We start from the raw sequence: 16,222 nt of genomic DNA, 5'->3' as shown, positions 1-16,222 counted from the left end.
GGCAGGCGTCGTTCCCGTTCGGAGGGGTGCAATCGTGAAGCTGCCAATCTGCCCCACGGGGGGATTGGCGCTTTGCTGCTTTCGTCAATCTCAGCGCGCCCTCAAATCCCCGACCCGTCGAGCTGCTGGGCGTCTTCGCCTTCCCACGGCGCCGGCATCGACGCGCGGCTGAGGTTGGCGGTCGGCAGCGGCATCCAGCATTTCAGTTCCGGGTCGGCGTATTCGATGACGCGCCCCGGTGAGGAGTCCGACGCGCGCCAGCCTTCCGAGGCGAACTGGTCGGCACGCGACCAATAGGCAAGGTCGACTTCCGCCGGTCCCTGTTCGGACGGACGCACAGTGACCAGGATGCGGCTGCCATCCTTCGGCGCCGTCGACATGTGGCGCCACCGTTCGGGCTCGTCCATCGCATTCCTCCTCGCACTCGTAGCGTTGGGTGGAGTGTCGCCTCGTGGTCCGAAGGGGTCAACCCAAAGTTTGCGCCAGGCATCGGCTGATGACCCCTCCAGACGGTGCCTGCACAGTTGTGCGCAACACGCCGCAGGCGATCATGCACGCTCGACGGGCTGTGACCCAGTTGATAAGCCCGTCTGCGAAAGGAGCGCCTGAGTCGAGATGACCGTTGCGATCGAGATGGGACAGACGACCGCAGGCGCCCCGGCGAAGCTGGATCTCGAGGAACTGCTCGCGACGCGCCTTTTGGTGCAGGGCAATTCGGGCTCCGGCAAGTCGCATCTGCTGCGGCGCCTGCTGGAGCAGAGCGCGCCCTGGGTGCAGCAGACCATCATCGATCCCGAGGGCGACTTCGTTTCGCTGGGCGACCGTTACGGCCATCTGGTGATCGATGCCGAGCAGCATACCGAGCGCGGCCTGCAAGCGGCGGGTGAGCGGGCGCGCATGCATCGCGTCTCCACCGTGCTCAATCTCGAAGGGCTCGACGCCGAGAACCAGATGCGGCGTGCCGCAGCCTTCCTCGGCGGGCTGTTCGAGGTCGCCCGTGACCACTGGTACCCGATGCTGGTGGTGGTGGATGAGGCGCAGCTGTTCGCGCCGGCGGTGGCCGGAGAGGTGTCGGACGAAGCGCGAAAGCTCTCGCTCGGCGCCATGACCAATTTGATGTGCCGTGGCCGAAAACGCGGGCTGGCCGGCATCATCGCCACCCAGCGGCTGGCCAAGCTCGCCAAGAACGTCGCAGCCGAGGCGTCCAATTTTCTCATGGGCCGCACCTTCCTCGATATCGACATGGCGCGCGCCGCAGATCTTCTGGGGATGGAGCGACGCCAGGCGGAAGCGTTTCGCGATCTGGAACGCGGACAATTCATGGCGCTCGGCCCGGCGCTGTCGCGCCGTCCGCTGGGCCTGCGCATCGGCCCGACGGATACCAGCCCGCGCAACGGCACGCCGCGGCTGATGGCAATGCCGGAAGCAGCGCTCGAGGATGCACGCGCGATCATCCTGGCGGCGCCGCCGCCCGAGACGGTGCGCGCGCCGCGCCGGACGACGTCGCCGGACCTGCTCGACCAGCTGATGGCGGCGAAGTCGGCAGCCTTGGAAATCCGCCCCGAACCGGCGGAGCCGCAAGTCAGCGCCGAGGATCTGGCCGAGCGTCGCGAGCGCGTCGACCGTGTGCTGCGCGCCATCCTGGCGCAACCCGACGCCGGCTTTCGCGTGATCGGCGTGCTCTATCAGGAGTTCGTGGTCCGCTGCCGCATCGAAGGCCTGGCCTCGGTCGTGCCCGATCTGCCGGAGTTCCGCCGCATGCTGACGCGCGCCCGGGCCGGCCTAGGCTCCGACATGGCCGAAAGCGATGATGCCTGGCGGGACGTTTCCGTCCGCGCGTCGCTGCTGCCTGACGACATGCAGGGCGTGTTCATGATGATTGCCCGCGCGGCGAAGGAGGGCTGGCCGTGCCCGAGCGACGCCGCGATCGCCCGCGCCTACGGCTCGCACTCGCTGCGCCGCGCCCGGCGCCTTTTGACCTATATCGAGGAGCAGGGCCTCATCGTCTGCCAGCTCGACGGGACAGGCCGGCGCACGGTGACACTGGTCGAATTGGCCTGGGCCACCGCACCGGGAGATCCGAATGCCGAGGAGGTGGAGCAGGGGAGCCTGGCGCTGTGAGGCGGGCGGGTGCTTTGAGCGAATCGCGATCAATTTCTGATGGCAACGGTGAATCGCCGACGCCGAAATGCGCCATGCAGGGCGCTTGCGTTTCGATGGCGTTCACCGGTTCGCCCCGATCACCCACTGTTCCTGGTCGACGAGCGTGCCGGTCATCGGCCCCGCAGCATCCGAAAGCAGGAAGACGGCGAGGTTCGCGATGTCGCTCGTCGAGAACAGGCGGCCGAAGGGTTGCGCGGCGTTGGCGGCATCGAGCCAGCCCGGCCCGTTGCCCAGCGTGTCGGCCTGCATGACGCGTTCGGCCGGCGTGTCGGTCCAGCCGACATTGATGCCGTTGATGCGGATGCGATCGAAGCGATGGGCATTGGCGGCGTTCTTGGTCAGCGTGGCCAGCGCGCCCTTGCTGGCGGAATAGACGGCGAGCTCCGGCGAGCCGCAATGAGCGTTGATCGACAGGATGTTGACGATGGCGCCGCCCTGACCGCGCTTCTTCATGTCGGCGATGGCCGCCTGCATGAGGAAGAACGGCGCCCGCGCGTTAACGGCGAACAGCGAGGCCCAGCCGTCGAGATCGGCATCGAGGAACGATGCCCGGTCGGTCAGCCCTGCGGCGTTGACCAGCGCATCGATGCGGCCGAAGCGCTCGATGCAGGCTTGAGCCAAAAGGGCAGGGGCGGCCGGGTCGGCGAGGTCGGCGGCGACGAAAACCGTCGGCGTGCCGAGCCGCGAAAGCTCTTCCGCCACGGCATCGCCGCGCGTCTTGTCGCGCCCAGTGACGAGCAGGCCGCCGGCGCCGCAGCGCGCCAGCGTCTCGGCGATGGCGCGGCCAATACCTTGCGTCGAGCCGGTGACCAGCGCCACCTTGCCGTCGAGCTGAAGCTCCATTCCTCTTCCCCGCCTCGCATCTGATTTCAGGCTAGCGCGGCGCGATCGTTTTACAATACGGAAATTGGAAATCTTAGAGTGGAGGTTATTGGCTATTGCGCTGCGTGGGGCGGCGAGAGCCTGCCCCAACGCCGTCGCTCCAGGCGAAGCAGGCCGCCGCAAAGACCCTAGTGGACCGTGATGATGCCCTCGACGGCCCGCCATTCCGAAGGCTGGATGAGTCGGTGATGAGCAACGCGGACCGAGTGCAGCGGACCTTCGAGTTCGCGCTCCCAATATTGGAGAAAGCCCTTGAGTTCGGGGAAGGCCGGAGCGAGATCATAGTCCTGCCAGACATAGAGCTGAAGCAGGCTTGGATGATCGGGCAGGTGATAGTGGATTTCGGCCGTCGTCAGGCCATAACCTTCCATTTGCAGGCGGAATTCGCTGCTGACCGTATCGGCCATGTCTTTCTCCTTCTCTCTCCGTTCAGGCATCCAGCCTGCGACATTTATATTGAACCCGCCCGATGCCGGCCTGGACGATCAGTTTGTCGGTCCGTCTTCAAACAACGGCGCGAGAGCTCGGGGGTTCCAAAAATAGCCACGCCATAACAGTGCTTTGGCGCTCTTTCTTGCCAGATCTAAAATTTTTTTCGCCGGTCTCTTGAAACCGAAAACCGGCAAAACTAGCTCGATATGCGCCGCGATGCCGAAGGGTCGCGGCGTTCCGCACCGGTCCGATATTGCCGGTTCGGTGCGGAGGAACCTCAAAACCTGTTTGTCCACGAGGAGAACGACATGGCGTTCCGTCCATTGCATGACCGTATTCTGGTCCGCCGCCTTGAAGCCGAGGAGAAGACCTCCGGCGGCATCATCATCCCCGATACCGCAAAGGAAAAACCGCAGGAAGGCGAAGTGCTCGCCGTCGGTCCCGGCGCGCGCGACGACAGCGGCAAGCTTGTCGAACTCGATGTCAAGGTCGGCGACCGCATCCTGTTCGGCAAATGGTCCGGCACCGAGATCAAACTCGACGGCGAGGACCTGCTCATCATGAAGGAAAGCGACGTGATGGGCGTCATCGATGAGATCGCCGAAGTGAAGAAGGCCGCCTGACGGCTTCTTCGTATCCAACCAGTCAACGAATGCTGCCTAGATAAAGGAGTGATCCAATGGCTGCCAAAGAAGTGAAATTCCATACCGAAGCGCGCGAGAAGATGCTGCGCGGCGTCGACATCCTTGCCAATGCGGTGAAGGTGACGCTCGGTCCCAAGGGGCGCAATGTCGTCATCGACAAGTCGTTCGGCGCGCCGCGCATCACCAAGGACGGCGTCACCGTCGCCAAGGAGATCGAACTGGAAGACAAGTTCGAGAACATGGGCGCCCAGATGGTGCGCGAGGTGGCCTCCAAGACCAACGACCTTGCCGGCGACGGCACGACGACCGCAACGGTGCTTGCACAGGCGATCGTCAGGGAAGGGGCCAAGGCGGTTGCATCGGGCATGAACCCGATGGATTTGAAGCGCGGCATCGACAAGGCGGTCGATGCGGTGGTCGCCGAGCTGAAGACCAATGCCCGCAAGGTCACCCGAAACGACGAGATCGCGCAAGTCGGCACCATCTCCGCCAATGGCGATGCCGAGATCGGCCGTTTCCTCGCCGAGGCGATGGAGAAGGTCGGCAATGAAGGCGTCATCACGGTGGAAGAGGCCAAGACCGCCGAGACCGAACTCGAAGTCGTGGAAGGCATGCAGTTCGATCGCGGCTATCTCTCGCCTTATTTCATCACCAACCAGGACAAGATGCGCGTCGAACTCGACGAGCCCTATGTGCTGATCCACGAGAAGAAGCTCTCCAATCTGCAAGCGCTGCTGCCCGTGCTCGAAGCCGTGGTGCAGTCGGGCAAGCCGCTTTTGATCATCGCCGAGGATGTGGAAGGCGAGGCGCTTGCCACGCTGGTCGTCAACAAGCTGCGCGGCGGCCTGAAGGTCGCGGCCGTCAAGGCGCCGGGCTTCGGCGACCGCCGCAAGGCCATGCTGGAAGACATCGCCATTCTCACCGGCGGCACCGCAATCTCGGAAGATCTCGGCATCAAGCTGGAAAATGTGACGCTGCAGATGCTGGGCCGCGCCAAGAAGGTGGTGATTGAGAAGGAAAACACCACCATCGTCGACGGTGTCGGCCGCAAGGAAGAGATCCAGGGCCGTGTCGCACAGATCAAGGCGCAGATCGAGGAGACCACCTCCGACTACGACCGCGAGAAGCTGCAGGAGCGGCTGGCCAAGCTCGCCGGCGGCGTTGCGGTGATCCGGGTCGGCGGCTCGACCGAGGTCGAGGTCAAGGAGCGCAAGGACCGCGTCGACGACGCGCTGCATGCGACGCGCGCGGCCGTCGAGGAGGGCGTGCTGCCCGGCGGCGGCGTCGCGTTGCTGCGGGCAGCCAAGGCGCTCGATACCGTGCAGACCGACAATGCGGACCAGAAGACTGGCGTCGACATCGTGCGCCGCGCCATCGAAACGCCGGTTCGGCAGATCGCCGAGAATGCCGGCGCCGAAGGCTCGATCATCGTCGGCAAGCTGCGCGAGAAAAGCGAATTCGGCTGGGGCTGGAACGCCCAGACCAACGAATTCGGCGATCTCTTCGGCCAGGGCGTTATCGACCCGGCAAAGGTGGTGCGCACCGCTCTCCAGGACGCGGCATCGGTCGCCGGTCTGCTGGTGACCACGGAGGCGATGGTGGCCGAGAAGCCGAAGAAGGAAGCCGCCGCTCCGGCAATGCCCGCCGGCGCCGGCATGGACTTCTAAGGTCGCGGCCAATCCGCCCGTTCCCCTGGCGGGGAGCGGGCGTCAGTCGAAGAGAAAGTGGAGGTAAAGATGGACGCAATGGCTGGCCTCGGATCCGTACCGGCTCCTACGCACCAAGCGAAGGAATTCCTGGCCTATGAAACCGAATGCAGGAATGTGCTGAAGCCGCTGCTGGCAGGGCTGCTCGACATGGCTGAAGCCGCCGGCTGGAACCGGCGAACCGCCGCGTCGGCGCTGATGTTCCTCGCCGCGCAGCAAGTGTCGGCAACATCCGAGGTATCCGCCGGCAGCGGCTGAACGAAAATCGGCCAGTCCATTCATCTATCCGCGGCGGGCCGCGCTCCCCTGTGCTCGACCCGCTACAGGCACAATCGAGAGGAGGCACAAGCCATGAAGCGCGGACAATTTGAGGAACCGGTCACCCTTCTGGTCGGAATGGGTTTTCCGAGGAAGATCGACAGCGTGATGGAAGCTTATGCACTGCTGCAGGACTGGCCGAGCGCGGGCCGCAACGGCGCCCATGCCGTCGCACTCAACGCTTGCAAGGCAGGCATCGTCGGCGAGATCGATCCGGAGACGGTGCGAGCCACGCTGGTCAGCTTCGCGCGCCGCCACGACATACTGGTACCGGAGATGGTTTCGCCGCTCGCGACGGTGGCGGGTGGTGCGCTGCGCACGAGCTGAACTGACGATGGCGGCGCTGCAACAGCGCCTGGCGACGCAGTTCTTGCGATAGGCCGGCGCCGCCGGACACGTCGGAATCCTGCCCGGGCGGCGGAATTGTCGTTGGTCAATTGAGCGAACGCGTCAGCAAGACTGACCTGTTCTGCCCGAATAACGTCTCTGAGCACCGCCTCCCGGTTAAAAAAGTATCATCCATTGTCTTGAATCGTGGTGGCGCCTGTTGTCATGAGCCGATAGCGTGGCTCTTGAAATGCAGAGCCGAAACCAATTCGGCCGGTTTAGGGAATTGGGCCGAACGCGGCAGATATCCGTGCCGGCCCGGGAGGAAACGGACATGGAACCGGACCTGGAAGTTGTCCAGATACGACGCGGTGAGTCCTTCAAGGCGTGGTCGCATGGCTACCCCTTCCACACGGTGCGCTGGCACTTCCATCCCGAATATGAATTGCATCAGGTGATCTTCACCAATGGCCGCTATTTCGTCGGCGACTTCATCGGCGAGTTCGAGCCGGGCAATCTGGTGCTGACGGGACCGAACCTGCCGCACAATTGGGTCAGCGATATCCCGAGGGACAGCTCGATCCCGCTGCGCGGCCGCATCATCCAGTTTTCGGAAAGTTTCATTGGCGACGCCATGCATGTGCTGCCGGAGCTGGCGGGGCTTGGGTCTCTGCTCGAGGCGTCGCGGCGCGGCGTGCTGTTTTCCAGCCGCACCAGCAAGGCGCTGGCGCCGCTGATGGAAGAGATGATGCAGGCGCAGGGCGTGCGCCGGATCGAGCTGTTCATGATGATCGCCGGCCTGCTCAGCCGCGCCCAGGAATTCCAGCTGCTGGCGAGCGCCAGCTATCGGCCCGATCCGTCGGGCTACATGACCGCCGGCATGAACAAGGCGCTCGCCTATATCAGGGAGAACCTGACACAGCTGTTCGACGAGGCGGACCTTGCCGCCATCGCCGGCCAGTCGACCGGCGCCTTCTCGCGCTCGTTTCGCCGTCACACCGGCATGTCGCTGGTGCAGTATGTCAAACGGCTGCGCATCAATCTCGCCTGCCAGATCCTGATGAGCGACGAGCAGGCCTCGATCACCGACATCTGCTACGAGGTCGGCTTCAACAATCTATCCAATTTCAACCGGCAGTTCCTGGCGGAGAAGGGCATGCCGCCCTCGCGTTTCAGGCGCCTGCTGGCCGACAACATCAACGCGGGAAAAGCCGCTTAACGGAGGAGCCAGGGAGGAACCAAGGGAGGATTTTTCTTTTGCATGACGACGTGAACCGCGTCGAGCGGTTCGCGATTGAGAACGCTTGTCTCGAATTCCTCCGTCGGCGGAGGTTGTCGGTGCGACTCGACAGGCCGGCGCCGGGTCCCGGTTCCAATGCAGTTGGGGCGAGCGCGGACGGGTGTCTTCAGACCAAAGCAGTCAACGACCTTCTTATAACCATATCCAGAAACGGAGAAGACCGAATGACCAAACTTTCAATTTCATTGAAGTCCGCTGGCAAATCCGCCGGCATGGCAGCGCTTGCGCTGTCGCTGCTGGCCGGCACCGCCGCGATCGCCCGGGCAGCCGAAGTCACCGACGCCACCGTCGCGTTCCTGATGCCCGACCAGGCCTCAACCCGCTACGAACAGCATGATTATCCCGGCTTCGCCGCCGAGATGAAGAAGCTGTGCCCGGGCTGCAAGGTGCTCTACCAGAACGCCGATGCCGACGCATCGCGCCAGCAGCAGCAGTTCAACTCGGTGATCTCGCAGGGCGCCAAGGCGATCGTGCTCGACCCCGTAGACTCGACCGCTGCCGCCTCGCTGGTCAAGCTGGCGCAGAGCCAGGGTATCAAGGTCATCGCCTATGACCGGCCGATCCCGACCGCGCCTGCCGACTTCTATGTCTCGTTCAACAATGAAGGCATCGGCAAGGCCATCGCCGACTCGCTGGTCGAGCACTTGAAGGCGCTGAAGGTCGATCCGGCCAGCGGTGGTGTGCTGCAGATCAACGGCTCGCCGACCGACGCGGCGGCCGGCCTGATCAAGAAGGGCATCCATGCCGGCCTCGACAACAGCGGCTACCAGATCCTGGCCGAATACGACACGCCGGAATGGGCGCCGCCGAAGGCGCAGCAATGGGCCGGCGGCCAGATCACCCGCTTCGGACCGAAGATACTCGGCGTGGTCGCCGCCAATGACGGCACCGGTGGCGGCGCCATCGCGGCCTTCAAGGCGGCTGGCGTCGATCCGGTGCCGCCGGTGACCGGCAATGACGCGACGATCGCGGCGCTTCAGCTGATCATCGCCGGAGACCAGTACAACACCATCTCCAAGCCGAGCGAGATCGTGGCGGCGGCCGCCGCCAACATCGCCATCAAGCTGCTTTCGGGCGAGACGCCGAAGGCCGAGATGACGCTGTACGACACGCCCTCGCAGTTGTTCACGCCAGCCGTGGTGACGCAGGAAAACTTGAAGGCCGAGATCATCGACAAGAAGATCAACACCGCGGCCGAGCTCTGTGTCGATCGTTACGCGGAAGGCTGCAAGAAGCTGGGCATCGGGAACTGACCGCGACCCTTGCCCGCTCCGCTGCCTGGCCACCCGTGGTGGCCTGGCAGCGCTCATCCGATTTCTTGAACCGGTTCTTTTGAAAGGTGTTCCAGGCATGATCGATACCCCGGACGAACCGGTTCCGGCAGGCGAGCTGGTGCTCAGCCTGCGTGGTGTTTCCAAAAATTTCGGCGCCGTCTCGGCGCTTACCGACATCGATCTCGATGTCCATGCCGGCGAGGTGGTGGCGCTGGTGGGCGACAATGGCGCCGGCAAGTCGACGCTGGTCAAGATCCTGGCCGGCGTGCATCAGCCGAGTTCAGGCATCATCAGCTATCGCGGCAAGCAAGTGACGCTTGCCGATCCGAGTGCGGCGCTGACGCTTGGCATCGCCACCGTGTTCCAGGATCTGGCGCTGTGCGAAAACCTCGACATCGTCGCCAACATCTTCCTCGGCCGTGAGCTCAGCCCGCTGCGCCTGGACGAGGTGGCGATGGAGGTGCGCGCCTGGACGTTGCTCAACGAGCTTTCGGCGCGCATCCCAAGCGTGCGCGAAGTGGTCGCGTCACTGTCGGGCGGCCAGCGCCAGACGGTGGCGATCGCCCGTTCGCTGCTGCTCGAACCCAAGCTGATCCTGCTCGACGAGCCGACGGCGGCGCTCGGCGTGGCGCAGACAGCGGAAGTCCTCAATTTGATCGAGCGCGTGCGCGACCGCGGCCTCGGCGTCGTCATCATCAGCCACAACATGGAAGACGTGCGCGCCGTCGCCGACCGCATCGTCGTGCTGCGGCTTGGCCGCAACAACGGCATCTTCACCCCCGATGCCTCGAACCAGGAACTGGTCAGCGCCATCACCGGCGCATCGAACAATTCGGTGTCGCGGCGCGCAGAGCGCAGGCAGGCTCAAACTGCCCGGCAAGATCAACCCCAGGAGCCACGCCCATGAGCCGCGAAGCCGAACAGGCCGCCTCCGTGCCGCCGCAGCTCGACCGCGCCGATGTGCGCGTCAAGCATGAGGCCGGGATCGGCGGCGCCATCCGCAGGTTCTTCGACCGGGTCCGCTCCGGCGATCTCGGCTCGCTGCCGGTCATCGTCGGGCTGGTCATTATCTGGACGGTGTTTGCCAGCATCAACCCGATCTTCCTGTCGAGCAGCAATCTGGTCAATCTGCTGTTCGATTGCTCCACCGTCGGCGTCATTGCGCTCGGCATCGTCTGCGTTTTGATGGTCGGCGAAATCGACCTGTCGGTCGGTTCGATCAGCGGCTTTGCCTCGGCGATGGTCGGCACATTGTGGGTCAACCAGGGCTGGCCGGTGGCGCTCGCCATTCTGGCCGCTGTCGCCGTCGGCGGCTTCATCGGCGCGCTCTACGCGCTGCTGTTCAACCGGCTCGGCATGCCGAGCTTCGTCTCGACGCTGGCCGGCCTGCTGGCGGTGCTCGGCCTGCAGCTCTACATCCTCGGCTCGACCGGCTCGATCAATCTGCCCTATGGCTCGAACCTGGTGAATTTCGGCCAGTTGCTGATGATGCCGAAAATCGTCTCGTTCGCTCTGGCGGCCGTGCCCGGCATTGTCATGCTGTCACCGGCCTGCGCACCGTTGCGCGACGCCGCGCCGCCAATCTGTCGGCGCCGTCGACCGGCGGGCTCATCACGCGGGCGATCGTCATCACGGTCATCCTCGAACTCATCGTCTTCTATCTCAATCAGGCGCGCGGCATTCCGTGGATGTTCGGCCTGTTCGTCGGCCTGGTCATATCAATGCATTACGCGCTGACGCGGACCAAATGGGGCCGCTCGATGTCGGCGGTCGGCGGCAACCGTGAGGCGGCGCGGCGCGCCGGCATCAATGTGCGGCTGATCTATTCCAGCGCCTTCGTGCTGTGTTCGATGCTGGCCGCCTTCGGCGGCGTGCTGTCGGCGGCCCGCCTTGCCTCGGCCAGCCAGCAGGCCGGCACCGGGGACGTCAACCTCAATGCCATCGCGGCGGCGGTCATCGGCGGCACCAGCCTGTTCGGCGGCCGCGGCAGCGCGTATTCGGCACTGCTCGGCATCATCGTCATCCAGTCGATCGCCAGCGGCTTGACGCTGCTCGATCTGTCCTCGTCGCTTCGGTACATGATCACCGGCGCCGTGCTTGCCATCGCGGTCATCGTCGACTCGCTGGCACGCCGCTCGCGTGTCTCGCATGGCCGGGCTTGAACCCATCAACAGGAAGCAAGACATGAGCCAAGAACTGTCCGGAAAAGTTGCCGCCGTCACCGGCGCGGCATCAGGCATCGGCCTCGAATGCGCCAGGCATATGCTGGCGGCCGGCGCCACTGTGGTGCTGGTCGACCGCGCCGAGGCGACGCTGAACAAACTGTGCGCCGAGCTCGGTTCGAAGGCGATCCCGCTGGTCATCGACCTGATGCAGCCGGCCAGCGTCGCCACCATGATGCCGCAGATTCTGGAGAAGGCCAGCCAGCTCGACATCTTCCATGCCAATGCCGGCGCCTATGTCGGCGGCGTGGTGGCGGACGGCGATCCCGACGTCTGGGACCGAATGCTCAACCTCAATATCAACGCCTGCTTCCGCTCGATCCAGGCGGTGCTGCCGCACATGATCGAGCGCAAGACGGGCGATATCATCGTCACCAGTTCGATCGCCGGACTGGTTCCGGTGGTGTGGGAGCCGATCTACACGGCCTCCAAGCACGCCGTGCAGGCCTTCGTCCACACGGTGCGCCGGCAGGTCGCCAAGCACGGCCTGCGCGTCGGTGCCGTGGCGCCCGGCCCGGTGGTGACGGCACTGGTCGACGACTGGCCGAAGGCCAAGCTCGAGGAAGAACTCGCCGCCGGCGGCCTGATGCAGCCGCGCGAAGTAGCCGAAGCGGTGATGTTCATGCTGACCCGCCCGCGCAACGTGACGATCCGCGATCTGGTGATTTTGCCGCAGAGCAATGATCTCTAAGCGAATAGGAAATAGGGAGTAGCGAATAGGGAAGAATCCAACGATTTACCTATTCGCTCGCTATTCGCTATTCGCTAAACCGAAGGTTTCCCCATGCCCCACACTCTCGGCATCGACGTCGGCACCGGCAGCGCGCGGGCCGGGGTGTTCGACCACACTGGAAACCTGCTCGCCTCGGCCAAGCGGGACATCGAGGTCTGGCGCGAGGCCGGCGACATTGTCGAGCAGTCGAGCAATGACATCTGGCGGGCGGTTTGCGCGGCCACACGCGAAGCGGTCGCCCAATCGGGTGTTACGCCCGAGGCGATCGCCGGCATCGGTTTCGACGCCACCTGTTCGCTGGTGGTGCTGGGCGAGGGCGGTGTGCCCTTGGCCGTTGGTCCGTCCGGAAATCCCGAACGCAACATCATCGTCTGGATGGATCATCGCGCGGTCGAGCAGACGCGCCGCATCAACCGCAGCGGCGAGGCGGTGCTGAACTATGTCGGCGGCGTTATCTCGCCGGAGATGGAAACACCGAAACTCCTGTGGCTGGCGGAAAACCTGCCCGCCACTTTCGATGCCGCCTGGCAATTCATGGACCTCGCCGATTTCCTCACCTGGCGGGCGACCGGCAGCCTTGCCCGCTCGGTCTGCACGGTGACCTGCAAATGGACCTATCTGGCGCATGAAAGTCGCTGGGATGAAGCCTATTTCCGCACGATCGGGCTCGGCGCGCTGGCCGATGAGGCATTCGCGCGCATCGGCACCGAGATCGTGCCGGCCGGTGCCGCACTCGGCGGCGGACTGACCGCACAGGCAGCAATGGATCTTGGTCTCAGACCCGGTACAGCGGTGGCGGCCGGGCTGATCGACGCGCATGCCGGTGGCGTCGGCACGGTCGGCGCGCGCGGCGAGTTCGGCAGCGTGCTGTCGCGCATGGCCTATGTTTTTGGCACCTCGGCCTGCACCATGTCGTCGACCGCGGCGCCGGCCTTCGTTGACGGCGTCTGGGGTCCGTATTTCTCGGCCATGGTGCCGGGCCTGTGGCTGAACGAGGGCGGCCAATCGGCGGCTGGAGCGGCCATCGACCATCTGGTGCGCATGCACCCCGCGGCTGGCGAAGCGACCGCCAAGGCGCAAGCCGAGGGGCTCAGCCTCAGCGCCTGGCTCTCGTTGCAGGCGCAAAGCCGAAATGGGGCCGCAGCGACGCCGGCGCTGGTCGGCGGCATCCATGTCGTGCCCGAATTTCTCGGCAACCGTGCGCCTTTCGCCGATCCGGATGCACGCGCGCTGATTGCCGGGCTTGATCTCGACACCGGCCTCGACAGCCTGGTCGGGCTCTATGTCGCCGGGGTTTGCGGGCTGGGCTATGGCGCGCGCCAGATCGTGCGGGCCGAGCACGACAAGGGCATTCCCGTCGACACCATCGTGGTCAGCGGCGGCGCCGGGCAAAGCCCGCTGGTGCGCCAGTTGCTTGCGGACACGACCGGCATGGTGGTGGTGGCCTCGACCTCGCCCGAGCCGGTGCTGCTCGGCTCGGCTATGCTGGGCGCGGTCGCCGCCGGAACCTACAAGGACTTGGTCACGGCGATGGCTGGCATGTCGGAACTCGGCGAGGTCTATCACCCCAATGACGCGCTGGCCGACTGGCACGCCAAGCGCTTCTCCGCGTTCGAGTTGCTGCAGCAGGCGGGCAAGGCGATCAGGGAGTGAGTTTTTCCAGTCGGATCAAATGGATTCAGCGTTCTGCGGCCAAACTGAATCATTGCCGCGTACGCTCACAGCTCCTTCTGCGCCAACTCCCTGAATTCGTCGGGAACCGAGCGCGCCGCCTCCAGCGCCACCGTGCCGTAGCCGACGGCCTGTTTGCCGAAGCGCTCGCGGATCTTGTCGATGGCGCGGTCGGCGTCGAAGCGTGCCAGGCCTTTCCTGGTGCCGGGGCGGCGCTTCTCGTCGGCGAGGCCGAGCGGCAGGTCGAGCTGCAGCTCGAAGCTTTCCTCGAGATGCGACACCGAGATCGCCAGCAGCGAGATCGTTCTCTCCTGTGGATTGTCGGCGAGCACGCCGCGCACCAGATCGCCGGCGATCTCGGCCAGCATCGTTGTCGCCGAGATCGGCTGGTCAAGCGTGATCGAACGGGTGACGGCGCGGAGATCGGCAAAGCGCACGCGTATCGTCACCGTGCGGCCGGGCTTTGCCTTGGCGCGCAGCCGGCTGGCGACGCGGTCGGCCAGATGCAGCAGAGTGGGTACGATAACCCGTGCCACGGCGGGTTTTTGGCCAAGCGCCGATTGGGCGCCGGCCGAATGCGCGCGGCGCTTGGTCTCCAGTTTGCGCGGGTCGCGGTTCCATGACAGCGCGGCGAGCTTTTCGCCTGCGGCGGGACCGAGCAGCCGCGTCAGCGCGCCGCTATGCGTCCTGGCAAGCTGACCGATGGTCTCGACGCCGATCTCGGCCAGCCGCGCCCTGGTGGCCGGTTCAACGCCCCACATCAGTCCGACCGGCAGATCATGCAGGAAGGCGAGCTCGGTGCCGGGTTCGACGACCACCAGCCCGTCGGGCTTGGCGACCTGCGAGGCGATCTTGGCCAGGTGCTTGGTGCGCGCCACGCCGATCGAGATCGGCAGGCCGAGTTCGCCCCGCACGCGGCGGCGGATGGTTGTTGCGATCTCTTGTGGGGAGCCGAACAGATGCGTGCAGCCGGCGACGTCGGCAAACGCCTCGTCGATGGAAATGCGCTCGACCACAGGCGTAAAATCGTCGAGCACCTTGATCGCCGCATCGCCCAGCCGCTGGTAATGGCTGAAATTGCCGCCGACGAAGATCAAATGCGGGCAGAGTTCGCGCGCCGTGCGCCCTGGCATGCCGCCGCGCACGCCGAAGGCGCGCGCCTCATAGGAAGCGGCGAGCACGACGCCGCCGCCCACCGCGATCGGCTTGCCGCGCAGCGACGGATCGAGCAACTGCTCGACCGAGGCGTAGAAAGCGTCGAGATCGGCATGCAGGATGGTGGCTGTCGTTTCCATCGACCGCACATCCGCAGTTGCTGATAGATGGAACAAATAAAGAACAAAGACGGATCGTTGTCAAGCGAAGGGCGATTTGTGCGGCAGCCATGCCGGTTCGGCCTGAACGCAACCGCCTAGACAATATGCTCCGCTCGCAGCGCCGCTTTCATCTTTTCCAGCGCCGCTTCGCCGCCTGCAGCCAACTCGTCGGCAATCCTGGCCAGCTTGTCGTCGGCCTTGCGGTGCTTGCTGCCCCAGGCGCCGAGCGTCGCCAGCACCGGCAAGAGGTCGATGCCTGCTTCGGTCAGCCGGTAGACCGTTCTCAGGCCATGCGTCGGGTCGTCGCTTCTGGTGAGGATGCCTTCCTCCTGAAGCGTTTGCAGTCGCTCGGCCAACGTGCGCGAGGAGACGCCTTCGTCGGATTGCAGGAACTCGCGAAAGTGCTTTTTCCCGGCGAAGACCATGTCGCGGATGATGAGCAGCGTCCAGCGGTCGCCGATGAGTTCAAGCGACAGGTTGATCGGGCAGCCGGACTTTTCGCGCGTCGACATCTATGGTTCCATTTTTAAATCACTTTACTATTGACATCGTTTTGGCCTTGCGTCAACGGTTCCAAATGTAAACTGTTTGCGATGACCGTGAGGAGAATGACGGTGAAAAAGCTGGTCCTTCAGATGCAGATGTCGATCGACGGCTTTGTCGGCGCCACCGAGGACCATCCCTGGCAACTCTGGGAGTGGGGTGACGACAGCGCCTGGGACGATGCGCTGAAGCAGGACTTCAACGCTGTCTTCGCAGGCGTCGATACCATCCTGCTCAGCCGCAAGATGGCGCAGGAGGGCTATCTCACCCATTGGGGCAATGCGGCGAGGAAGTTTCCGCGCGATCCGTTCTACGCCTTTGCACAGCGCATCGTCGACGCCCGCAAGGTGGTGCTCAGCAACAAGCTCAAGCAATCGCCCTCGGAGCCGGCTTGGGAGCGCACCAGTGTGGCCAGTGGTGACCTGCCGCGCGAAGTCAATGCGCTGAAAGCGGGCGAGGGCGGCGGCGACATGGCCGTGTTCGGCGGCGCCGGTTTCGCGTCGGCGCTGATCGCGGCCGGGCTGGTCGACGAGTTCCAGCTTTTCATCAATCCGGCGGTGCTGGGTGCGGGCCGCCGGATTTTCGATCAGGGTGGTTTCAGGAACCTGCGGCTGCTCGGCTCGAAGGCCTATGCCTGCGGCATGGTGGTCAGCCGCTATGCGCCGGCGGGGTGAGGGGGCACCTCCATCTT

General features: G+C 64.7%; 16 protein-coding genes and 1 pseudogene. 12 read left to right on the top strand and 5 right to left on the bottom strand.

Going from position 1 to position 16,222, the window contains the following annotated elements:
* Positions 1–101: 101 nt before the first annotated feature.
* A complete protein-coding gene (locus LB558_RS22815; RefSeq protein WP_013530714.1) occupies positions 102–407 on the bottom strand; it encodes a hypothetical protein in 306 nt (101 codons plus the stop codon).
* Positions 408–615: 208 nt separating this feature from the next.
* Between LB558_RS22815 and LB558_RS22810 the strand changes: the two genes are divergently transcribed.
* The gene (locus tag LB558_RS22810; RefSeq protein ID WP_224699598.1) at positions 616–2,121 is read left to right on the top strand and encodes an ATP-binding protein; all 1,506 of its coding nucleotides are present in this window, start codon (positions 616–618) and stop codon (positions 2,119–2,121) included.
* 102 nt (positions 2,122–2,223) lie between these two features.
* Here LB558_RS22810 and LB558_RS22805 read toward each other — a convergent pair whose 3' ends face one another.
* Complete coding sequence (locus tag LB558_RS22805; protein WP_224699597.1) at positions 2,224–3,006, bottom strand: SDR family oxidoreductase; 783 nt, start codon at positions 3,004–3,006, stop codon at positions 2,224–2,226.
* 167 nt (positions 3,007–3,173) lie between these two features.
* Positions 3,174–3,452 carry an usg protein gene (locus LB558_RS22800; protein WP_127414435.1) on the bottom strand — a complete coding sequence of 93 codons (279 nt, stop codon included), beginning with the start codon at positions 3,450–3,452 and terminating at the stop codon, positions 3,174–3,176.
* A gap of 333 nt (positions 3,453–3,785) precedes the next feature.
* Between LB558_RS22800 and groES the strand changes: the two genes are divergently transcribed.
* From groES to LB558_RS22750, 10 genes and pseudogenes are all read left to right on the top strand, one after another.
* Positions 3,786–4,100 carry a co-chaperone GroES gene (groES, locus tag LB558_RS22795; RefSeq protein WP_127255658.1) on the top strand — a complete coding sequence of 105 codons (315 nt, stop codon included), beginning with the start codon at positions 3,786–3,788 and terminating at the stop codon, positions 4,098–4,100.
* 56 nt (positions 4,101–4,156) lie between these two features.
* The gene (gene groL / locus LB558_RS22790) at positions 4,157–5,788 is read left to right on the top strand and encodes a chaperonin GroEL (protein ID WP_224699596.1); all 1,632 of its coding nucleotides are present in this window, start codon (positions 4,157–4,159) and stop codon (positions 5,786–5,788) included.
* 69 nt (positions 5,789–5,857) lie between these two features.
* The gene (locus LB558_RS22785) at positions 5,858–6,085 is read left to right on the top strand and encodes a hypothetical protein (RefSeq protein WP_013530720.1); all 228 of its coding nucleotides are present in this window, start codon (positions 5,858–5,860) and stop codon (positions 6,083–6,085) included.
* Positions 6,086–6,178: 93 nt separating this feature from the next.
* Complete coding sequence (locus LB558_RS22780; protein WP_224699595.1) at positions 6,179–6,472, top strand: DUF982 domain-containing protein; 294 nt, start codon at positions 6,179–6,181, stop codon at positions 6,470–6,472.
* A gap of 334 nt (positions 6,473–6,806) precedes the next feature.
* Positions 6,807–7,691, top strand: coding sequence for an AraC family transcriptional regulator (locus tag LB558_RS22775; RefSeq protein WP_224699594.1), 885 nt, complete (start codon positions 6,807–6,809; stop codon positions 7,689–7,691).
* A 245-nt stretch (positions 7,692–7,936) separates the two neighbouring features.
* Complete coding sequence (locus tag LB558_RS22770) at positions 7,937–9,025, top strand: sugar ABC transporter substrate-binding protein (RefSeq protein WP_127255649.1); 1,089 nt, start codon at positions 7,937–7,939, stop codon at positions 9,023–9,025.
* Positions 9,026–9,122: 97 nt separating this feature from the next.
* The gene (locus LB558_RS22765; RefSeq protein WP_224699593.1) at positions 9,123–9,953 is read left to right on the top strand and encodes an ATP-binding cassette domain-containing protein; all 831 of its coding nucleotides are present in this window, start codon (positions 9,123–9,125) and stop codon (positions 9,951–9,953) included.
* A pseudogene (locus LB558_RS22760) lies at positions 9,950–11,208 on the top strand (sugar ABC transporter permease). The gene LB558_RS22765 and the pseudogene LB558_RS22760 overlap by 4 nt, the downstream one beginning before the upstream one ends.
* A gap of 22 nt (positions 11,209–11,230) precedes the next feature.
* Positions 11,231–11,959: an SDR family oxidoreductase gene (locus LB558_RS22755; RefSeq protein ID WP_224699592.1), complete on the top strand. Its 729-nt coding sequence runs from the start codon at positions 11,231–11,233 to the stop codon at positions 11,957–11,959.
* Between the two features lie 93 nt (positions 11,960–12,052).
* Complete coding sequence (locus tag LB558_RS22750) at positions 12,053–13,654, top strand: FGGY-family carbohydrate kinase (protein WP_224699591.1); 1,602 nt, start codon at positions 12,053–12,055, stop codon at positions 13,652–13,654.
* Between the two features lie 65 nt (positions 13,655–13,719).
* Here LB558_RS22750 and dinB read toward each other — a convergent pair whose 3' ends face one another.
* Both dinB and LB558_RS22740 read right to left on the bottom strand, forming a co-directional pair.
* Entirely contained in the window at positions 13,720–14,967 is a 1,248-nt protein-coding gene (dinB, locus tag LB558_RS22745) for a DNA polymerase IV (protein ID WP_224699590.1), read from the bottom strand.
* A 116-nt stretch (positions 14,968–15,083) separates the two neighbouring features.
* The gene (locus tag LB558_RS22740) at positions 15,084–15,500 is read right to left on the bottom strand and encodes a winged helix-turn-helix transcriptional regulator (protein ID WP_224699589.1); all 417 of its coding nucleotides are present in this window, start codon (positions 15,498–15,500) and stop codon (positions 15,084–15,086) included.
* Between the two features lie 102 nt (positions 15,501–15,602).
* On the opposite strand from LB558_RS22740, the gene LB558_RS22735 reads away from it, so the two are divergent.
* Positions 15,603–16,205, top strand: coding sequence for a dihydrofolate reductase family protein (locus LB558_RS22735; RefSeq protein WP_224699588.1), 603 nt, complete (start codon positions 15,603–15,605; stop codon positions 16,203–16,205).
* Positions 16,206–16,222 lie beyond the last annotated feature (17 nt).

Source organism: Mesorhizobium sp. CO1-1-8, assembly GCF_020164875.1.
GTDB lineage: Bacteria > Pseudomonadota > Alphaproteobacteria > Rhizobiales > Rhizobiaceae > Mesorhizobium.
This window is presented reverse-complemented; position numbering and strand designations above follow the sequence as displayed.